At 71.9% G+C, this 7,610-nt stretch carries 6 protein-coding genes; 4 read left to right on the forward strand and 2 right to left on the reverse strand.

What is annotated here, in order from left to right:
• Positions 1 to 25 precede the first annotated feature (25 nt).
• Positions 26 to 637 carry a GNAT family N-acetyltransferase gene (locus E1292_RS51585; protein ID WP_165974876.1) on the reverse strand — a complete coding sequence of 204 codons (612 nt, stop codon included), beginning with the start codon at positions 635 to 637 and terminating at the stop codon, positions 26 to 28.
• 131 nt (positions 638 to 768) lie between these two features.
• Here E1292_RS51585 and E1292_RS34045 point away from each other — a divergent pair, with 131 nt between their 5' ends.
• Complete coding sequence (locus E1292_RS34045) at positions 769 to 1,701, forward strand: GntR family transcriptional regulator (RefSeq protein ID WP_132600734.1); 933 nt, start codon at positions 769 to 771, stop codon at positions 1,699 to 1,701.
• 36 nt (positions 1,702 to 1,737) lie between these two features.
• On the opposite strand, the gene E1292_RS34050 is transcribed toward E1292_RS34045, so the two are convergent.
• Positions 1,738 to 2,535: a hypothetical protein gene (locus E1292_RS34050; RefSeq protein WP_132600737.1), complete on the reverse strand. Its 798-nt coding sequence runs from the start codon at positions 2,533 to 2,535 to the stop codon at positions 1,738 to 1,740.
• 216 nt (positions 2,536 to 2,751) lie between these two features.
• Here E1292_RS34050 and E1292_RS34055 point away from each other — a divergent pair, with 216 nt between their 5' ends.
• The 3 genes from E1292_RS34055 to E1292_RS34065 are packed head-to-tail and all read left to right on the forward strand — an operon-like array spanning position 2,752 to position 7,501.
• On the forward strand, positions 2,752 to 4,311 hold the full coding sequence (locus E1292_RS34055) for a serine/threonine-protein kinase (RefSeq protein ID WP_281284084.1): 1,560 nt from the start codon (positions 2,752 to 2,754) through the stop codon (positions 4,309 to 4,311).
• A 4-nt stretch (positions 4,312 to 4,315) separates the two neighbouring features.
• A complete protein-coding gene (locus tag E1292_RS34060) occupies positions 4,316 to 5,911 on the forward strand; it encodes a serine/threonine-protein kinase (RefSeq protein WP_132600743.1) in 1,596 nt (531 codons plus the stop codon).
• Between the two features lie 3 nt (positions 5,912 to 5,914).
• The gene (locus E1292_RS34065; RefSeq protein WP_132600747.1) at positions 5,915 to 7,501 is read left to right on the forward strand and encodes a serine/threonine-protein kinase; all 1,587 of its coding nucleotides are present in this window, start codon (positions 5,915 to 5,917) and stop codon (positions 7,499 to 7,501) included.
• Positions 7,502 to 7,610 lie beyond the last annotated feature (109 nt).

The following is a 7,610-nucleotide window of genomic DNA, read 5'->3' on the forward strand; positions in this document are numbered from 1 at the left end:
TCGGACGGGTGGTGGGGGCAGGTGGTCAGCGGTGCGGCCGGCGCCACATCGGCCACAGGAGCGGGCTGTCCGCCACGCGTACCGGCTCGCCGAGTTCCTCGAACCCGTGCCGCTCGTAGAGGGCGCGGCTGCGGGGTGAGCTCGCCTCCAGGTAGGCGGGCAGGCCGTCGGCGTCCGCTCGTCCCAGGCGGTGGCGGAGCATCGCCGAGCCGAGCCCGGTGCCCTGCCGCCCCCTGATCACTCCCATGAACGGGAGGTAGAGGTGCGGTTCGTGTTGGGGGTGCCGTGGGGCCAGCGCCTGGCCCAGGGCCTGCAACCGCGCGCCGCTCTCGTCGAAGGCCGCGTTCTTACCGGCTTCCGGCGCGTCGTGGCCCTCCTCATGGGGCGCCTGGCCCGCGGCCAGCGTCTGCCACACCGAGGCACCCTCGGAACGGCCGGCCAGGTACGCCTCGGCGGCTGGGTCGGTGAGCAGCGGGCGGGAGAAGTGCGCCTGGAGGCCACCTCGCCGGCCCGCGTCGGGGAAGAGCCAGCAGGCGAGAGCATCGTTCATGAACGCCTCGGTCAGGACGTCCAGCACCTTCTGCCGGTCCGCGTCACCTGCCCGCCGCACGGATGCGTACGGTGTATCAACTGCCATGCGTACATCGTATCGACGCGGCGCCAGAGTGGGCCGCTATTAGGCCATTTAGCAGCACAAAGTGCACTAGTACGAGAACGATTGACCTAGTACACTGGGCCGGCGATGTCGTCGTCGGATCGGGAGGCTCCATGCCGTCGTCCAAAGAACCGCCATACCGGCGGATCGTCGCGGAGATCCGTGCCCGGATCCAGGCCGGCGACCTGCGGCCAGGCGATCGCATGCCCTCCATCCGGCAGATCGCCCAGCGCTGGGGCGTCGCGGTCGCGACCGCGACCAGGGTGATGGCCACGCTCCGCGACGAGGGGCTGGTCGAGACGAAGGTGGGCGCCGGCACGGTGATCAGCACCCCCGCGGGTCAGAAGCGTCCTGCCGCCCCGAGACGGCGGCAGGACGCCGCCCCCAAACAGGCACTCGACCGGAAGCAGGTGCTCCGCACCGCCATCGCGATCGCCGACGTCGAAGGGCTCGACGCGGTGTCCATGAGGCGGCTCGCGGCCGAGCTGGACGTCGGCCCGATGTCGCTCTACCGCCACGTGGCCGGCAAACACGAACTCGTGACGCAGATGGCCGACGAAGCCTTCGGCGAACCGGAGCTGCCCGTCCCGGGCCCGGACGGGTGGCGGGCCAAGCTCGAACTGATCGCCCGCCTGCAGTGGCGGCTGTGCCGGCGACACCTCTGGCTGCCCGGCGCCGTCTCGTTCATCCGCCCGCTGTTCGTGCCCAGCATGATGGCGCACACCGAGTGGACCCTGCGCGCACTCGACGGGCTCGGGCTGACGATGTCGACGCGGATGCGCGAGGCCCTCACGCTGCACGCGCTGGTCATCCCCGTCGCCCAGTCCATGGCGGCCGAGGTCGAAGCCGAGCAGGAGACCGGCGTGACCCTCGACCAGTGGCGGCTGTCCCAGCGGAAGCGTGCCGGCGAACTCCTCGGCAGCGGACGATTCCCGCTGCTGGCCACGGCTCAGGAGGACGTGGTGTCGGACCTGGACGGGTTGTTCGAATACAGCCTTGCCCGCCATCTCAACGGTTTCGCCGCCCTGGTGGAGGATCCCCCCTGATCCCGCACTGCTCGCCGCCAGGCGCCGCCGGCCGCCTCAGCCCGTGAGGTTCTTGAGGGTCTCCCTGGCGATCTCCTCCACGCCCTGCAGGAGTTCCTCCTCGGGGACGGGCCGGCTGTCCTCGTTCGAGAGGATTTCGCGGCCCTTGTTGTCCGTGCCGTGGAAATGGATGTCGACGGTGGTGTTGCCTCTGACGACGAAGATCCAGGCCATCGCCGTACGCCTGGAGGTGTTCTCGTTGTAGATCGCGTACGCCCCGTCGCCAAGATCGCTGAATTCCTTGATCTCCCCATATTTCGTGTTGTACGGGGCGCCTTTGGTCTGGCCGGACTCATCGCGCATCGAGCGCCACATGAAGTCGGCGTCGTCCATGGCGGAGTCGTTGTCCGGGAAGACGTTGACCTTGACGTTGATCGAGCGGGACTCGTTGTAGCCGCCCTTCATGTTGTAGCCCTTCTGGCGCCACGCGCAGTCCTTCCGCTTCGCGCCGTAACCGTCCTTGGCGACGCCCGGCTCCGACTCGCTCTTGGGCGCCAGCCGCGAGGTCAGGCTCGCGGGGAGCAGGTCGCACACCTCGGGCACGTCCTGCAGCGGCGGGAAGGTGGAGGTCACGGTCGAGGAGGGCGAGGCCTCCGCCGTGTCCTGCGGGGATGCCGAGGGCGGGCTCGCGGTGGGGCCGAAGGTCGGTTCCGCGGTGGGCGGGGAGGCCGGAGCGCCGACCTTGCCTCCGGGGTCGGGCGGCATCGCGACCGGAGGCTGCGTGCCCACGTCCCGCACGGCGATGAGCCCGCCGCCGAGCACCGCGACCGTCGCGGCGGCGGCCATGATGCCCATCGCCCACCCTGGTGGCTTCGAGGTCGACGGCTGCCCGCTGCCCTGGTCCGGCCAGTAAGACGCAGGTGGCACAGGTGGTGCTGTGGTCATCATCGCTCCGGTGCTCGGACTCATTCGATTAGTTGCGGCGTGAAATATAGCGAATTGAAACCTGCCCTCAATACTGTTGGCCGCGTGCCGGGAATCGGGGAAGGAAAAATAGCGGGCCGCTATCGAGTGTTGCAGACACTCGGCCAGGGAGGCATGGGCACGGTATGGCTCGCCCACGACGAGCTTCTCGACCGCCACGTCGCGGTCAAGGCGCTGCTGCTTCCGGAGTCGCTCACCGCGGCCGAGCGCGAGGAGGCGCTGCAGCGTGCGACACGTGAGGCGATGGCCGCCGCCCAGCTACGGCATCCGAACATCATCACGGTCCACGACGTGCTCACCCACAACGGCCTGCCCACGATCGTCATGGAGATGCTCAAGGGCCGCGATCTGAAGGACGCGGTGGCCGCCGAAGGCCCGTGGGCGCCGGCACGCGCGGCGGCGCTCGGGCTGCGGGTGCTGGACGCGCTGTCGGCCGCGCACGCCCACGGCATCCAGCACCGCGACGTCAAACCGGCCAACGTGTTCCTGACCGACGACGGACGGGTGGTGCTCACCGACTTCGGCATCGCCCGGCTGGAGGACCAGGCCACGATCACCGAGTCGGGCCTGCTCGTCGGCTCCCCCGGCTACATCGCCCCGGAGCGGCTGCGCGGCGAGCGCGGCGGCCCGGCCTCCGACCTGTGGTCCCTGGGCGCCACCCTCTACTCCGCGGTCGAGGGCCAGGCTCCCTACACCGGCACCTCGCCCATGGCGGTGCTGCGGGACGCGCTGACCCGGCCGCCCCGGCCTCCCGAGCGTGCCGGACGGCTCGGCCCGGTGCTCATGCACCTGCTGGCGCGCGAGCCGTACCAGCGCCCCGATGCGCGGCTGGCAGCCCACCTGCTGCGGCAGGTGGCGGAAGGCGGGCAGGGCGGGCAGGCCACCGCCCCGCTGTCCAGTCCCCTGTCCGGGCCACAGAAGGGCGGCGGGCGCGGGCCGGTCCTCGTCGGCGCCGGCCTGGTCGCGGCCGTGGCGGCCGTGGCGGCCACCGTCGCGCTCCTGCCGCGATCGGCGCCGACCACCCCGCATCCCACGACGACCGCCCGCCCGCTCGTCGCCACCACCGTCACCGCCGTCCCCGCTCAGACGCCGTCGGCGACGCCCTCCGCCACGGCGACGGCCGCGAGGTTCACCGTGCCCGTGGACGTGTGCGCGCTCATGACGCCCGCCCAGGTGCGCTCGCTGGTCCCGAAGGCCTCCCCCAAGGGCGAGACCGAGGGCGAAGGTTGCGCGTGGACGGCGCACGGCAACGGTGTCGGCGTGGTCCCGGTGGAGCCGGTCCCGCTGGAGAGCGCCTGGGGGCGCAGCGTGGACGAGGCCACGGAGAAGTTCGTCAACAAGCTCAACGGCGCCGAATCCGGCGAAGCGGTCCAATGGAACTGGCCCGACATCGGCCTCGAGAAGAGGATCGTTCAGGAGCGCAAGGCGTACGAGGAGGTCAACGGCATCGGTGACGAGGCGTTCAGTTACGAGCTGCTCAACAGTAAGGGCCAGGTGGAGCGGCACGACGTGATCTTCCGCCTGAGCAACGTCGTGATGCAGATCAGATACGTCGACGTGAAGAAGGTCGGCGACAACGAGGCCATGCGCAAGGGCGCGCGTGACGCCGCCCGATGGGTCGCGGCGGCGCTAGGACGCCAGGGGTGAGACGATGAATCAGCCACGACTCGTGGGCGGGCGCTACCAGTTGATCGCGCAGCTCGGCAGGGGCGGGATGGGCGTCGTATGGCGCGCCCACGACACGGTGATCGGGCGCGAGGTGGCGATCAAGCAGGTGCACCTGCCCGCGAACCTGTCCCCGGACGATCACGCCCGGCTGCGCGAGCGCACCCTGCACGAGGCGCGCGTCGCGGTCCAGGTCAGGCATCCCGCCGTGGTCGCGATCCACGACGTGGTCGTGGAGGGGGCCGAGCCGTGGATCGTCATGGAGCTCGTCAAGGGCCGCTCGCTCGATGAGGTCGTGAAGTCGGGCGGGCCGCTGTCACCGCAGTGGGCCGCCTCGATCGGGCTGTTCGTGCTGTCCGCGCTGGCCGCCGCGCACACGCGCGGGCTGCTGCACCGCGACGTCAAGCCGGGCAACGTGCTGCTCGCCGACGACGGCCGCATCCTGCTGTCCGACTTCGGCATCGCCACCAGGGCCGGCGGGCAGCAGGGCGGCGCGCCGATGGGGACACCGGGATACACCGCTCCCGAGGCGCTCACCGAGGAGCCCGGCCGGGTCGCCGGTCCCGCCGCCGACCTCTGGTCGCTCGGGGCGACGATCTACACCGCCGTCGAGGGTGTCCCGCCGTTCGCCCGTCCGACCGCCATGGCCACGCACGGCGCGGTGATGACCGAGCCGCCCAGGCCACCCCAGCGGGCGGGCGCGCTGGGGCCCGTGCTCATGCGGCTGCTGGAGAAGGAGCCCGCACGCCGCCCTGACACGGTGACGCTGAGGGCGGCCCTGCACCCCCTCACCGGCGGCACCGCCGCCACCGTGCCCGCGGGGTCGCACATGGCGTCCTGGGTGCTGCCCAAGCTCCCGGTGTACGGGGGCGCCGCGGCCGTGCTCGCCGTCTTCGTGACGGCGGTCGCGCTCATCCTGACCGGCACCCCGCCCGCCACCCTGGCGGGCACCGAGGCCCCGGCCACCACGTCGGCCACCACGTCGGCCACAGCGCCGGCCACCACGGCGGGCCCGACGACCGCGGCGCCCTCCGGCACACCGGCTCCGACCGCCACGGGCACGCCCGTGGCGCGCACGCCCGGCAAGTTCACCGCGATCCCCCGGCCCTGCCAGCTGCTCACCAGGGACCAGGCCACCGAGGTCGTGGGCAAGTACCTGACGAGCAGCGTGGAGCCCACCGTCAAATGCACGTGGGCCAAGACGCGCGACGACAAGAGCCTCTCGCTCAACCTCACGCTCTTCCTCTATCCGCAGCAGGGCGACGGTTACGAGACCAAGCTGGCCGAGGAACACGTGCAGGGCGCCAGGGCCAAGGCCGAGTCGGAGGCCGGCCGCGGCGGCAGCGGCGGTGAGCAGGGCGAGGTCTTCGAGATCTCCGGCTCGGGCGACGGGGCCGTCGGCTGGGAGAAGAGCGAGACCACGTTCAGCACCAAGAAGTTCACCGTCTACTCGGTGTTCAGGACCGGCAACATCGTGGGTGAGATCCGCTTCACCCGCGACGTCGAGAAGGAGCCGGGGTTGCGCGACAAAACCGAGAAGGCGATCAAGTACCTCGTCCAGAACCTCGACGCCAAGGCCTGACGCATGCACGTGATCGCCGGGCGATACCAGCTGCTCGCTCCCCTGGGCGCGGGCGGCGCCGGCACGGTGTGGCGGGCCCGCGACATGGTGCTGGGCCGCGAGGTCGCGGTCAAGGAGGTGCGCCTGCCCGCCGACCCGGCCAGGAGGGACAGAGCGCTCACGGACACGCTGCGCGAGGCCCGCGCGGCGGCGGCGCTGAACCATCCGGCGATCATCACCGTGCACGACGTCCTCGCCGAGCAGGGTCAGCCGTGGATCGTCATGGACCTGCTCCCCGGCCGGTCGCTGGCCGACCTGCTGCGGGAGAGCGGCAGGCTGCCGCCCGGCCAGGTCGCCGCCATCGGGCTGCGGGTGCTCGACGCGCTGGAGGCGGCGCACCAGCGCGGGATCCTGCACCGGGACGTGAAGCCGGGCAACGTGATGCTGACGGACTCCGGCGAGGCCGTCCTCACCGACTTCGGCATCGCCGCGCACATCGACGACGCCCCGAGCGCGACCGCGGCGGCCGGGCAGCCTGGAGCGGCCGGCTCACCCGGGTACGTCGCGCCGGAACGCCTGCGCGGCGAACCCGCAGGACCGGCCTCCGATCTCTGGTCGCTGGCCGCCACCCTGTACACGGCCGTGGAGGGGCGCCGCCCTTTCCACCGCGACTCCCCCATGGCGATCGTCGCGGCGGTGCTCACCCAGCCCCCGCCGCCGCCGGTCAGCGCGGGGCCGTTCGGCGGCCTGCTGGCGGCGATGCTGGACAAGAACCCGGCCGCGCGCCCCCATCCTCAGGCGATCAGGGCGGCACTCCAGCCGATCGCCGCTCCCCTGCCCGCGCGCCGCTCGGTGATGACGGCGACCACGGTGCCGGTCGCCTCCAGGAAGAGCAGGCTTCCCGTCGTGCTCGGTGGCCTGGCTGCCGCCACCGCCGTCGCCGTCACGGCGGTGGTCCTGGTCAACGCGTCCGCCACCACCGAGCCCCCGGGGAACACGCCGATCGCCCAGGCCCCGCCCTCCTCGGCGCCGCTGGGCTCCACCCCGGCGACCACGCCCTCCTCGCAGCCTCCGGTCTCCACCCCGGCGACCACGCCCGCCCAGGAGCCGAAGGGTGACGGCGCCTTCGCCGCGGCGCCCGACGCCTGCCGGCTGGTGAGCGACCAGGAAGCCGCGAGGATCATGCCGGGGATGCGCAGGCGTACGGTCGACCTCGACCCCACCAAGTGCGACTGGGCGGTCGGCATCCTGGAGGACGTCGTCACCATCGAGATCACGCACTCGCCGCAGGTGGCGGCGGCACGGACGATCTTCACCAGCAGGAAGCGGGCGCAGGCCTCCAAGAAGGGCAGCGCGCAGGGCAACACCTACCAGGCCGTGCGCGACCTCCAGGGCCTCGGAGACGGGGCCTTCGCCCAGAACTGGTGGTCGACCGCATACCCGCAGGCCCACAGCATCGTGTGGGTACGGGTCAGCAACCTCGTCGTCGAGATCGACTCGGCCGCCGTCGGCAGTTCCCAACTGGAACCCGAGCTTCAGGACAGAGCGGCCAAGGTGGCCCGCGCGATCGTGGACGCGCTCGGGGATGTCCCGTCGACGGGGACCGGCTGATGCGTGCGGCGTTCACCCAGAAGTGCCTGAGAGGAGGAGTGGCGTTCCCCCCGGTCCGCGGACGACCGGAGCCCCGCGCCACGGAACGAGATGAACGAGGTACCCACCC

Source organism: Nonomuraea deserti, from assembly GCF_004348685.1.
Lineage (GTDB): Bacteria > Actinomycetota > Actinomycetes > Streptosporangiales > Streptosporangiaceae > Nonomuraea > Nonomuraea deserti.

Bases quoted from the DNA above. Each gene is read 5' to 3' on its own strand.
- E1292_RS51585 (WP_165974876.1), bottom strand. From the start codon at position 637: ATGGCAGTTGATACACCGTACGCATCCGTGCGGCGGGCAGGTGACGCG.
- E1292_RS34045 (WP_132600734.1), top strand. From the start codon at position 769: ATGCCGTCGTCCAAAGAACCGCCATACCGGCGGATCGTCGCGGAGATC.
- E1292_RS34050 (WP_132600737.1), bottom strand. From the start codon at position 2,535: ATGGGCATCATGGCCGCCGCCGCGACGGTCGCGGTGCTCGGCGGCGGG.
- E1292_RS34060 (WP_132600743.1), top strand. From the start codon at position 4,316: ATGAATCAGCCACGACTCGTGGGCGGGCGCTACCAGTTGATCGCGCAG.
- E1292_RS34065 (WP_132600747.1), top strand. From the start codon at position 5,915: ATGCACGTGATCGCCGGGCGATACCAGCTGCTCGCTCCCCTGGGCGCG.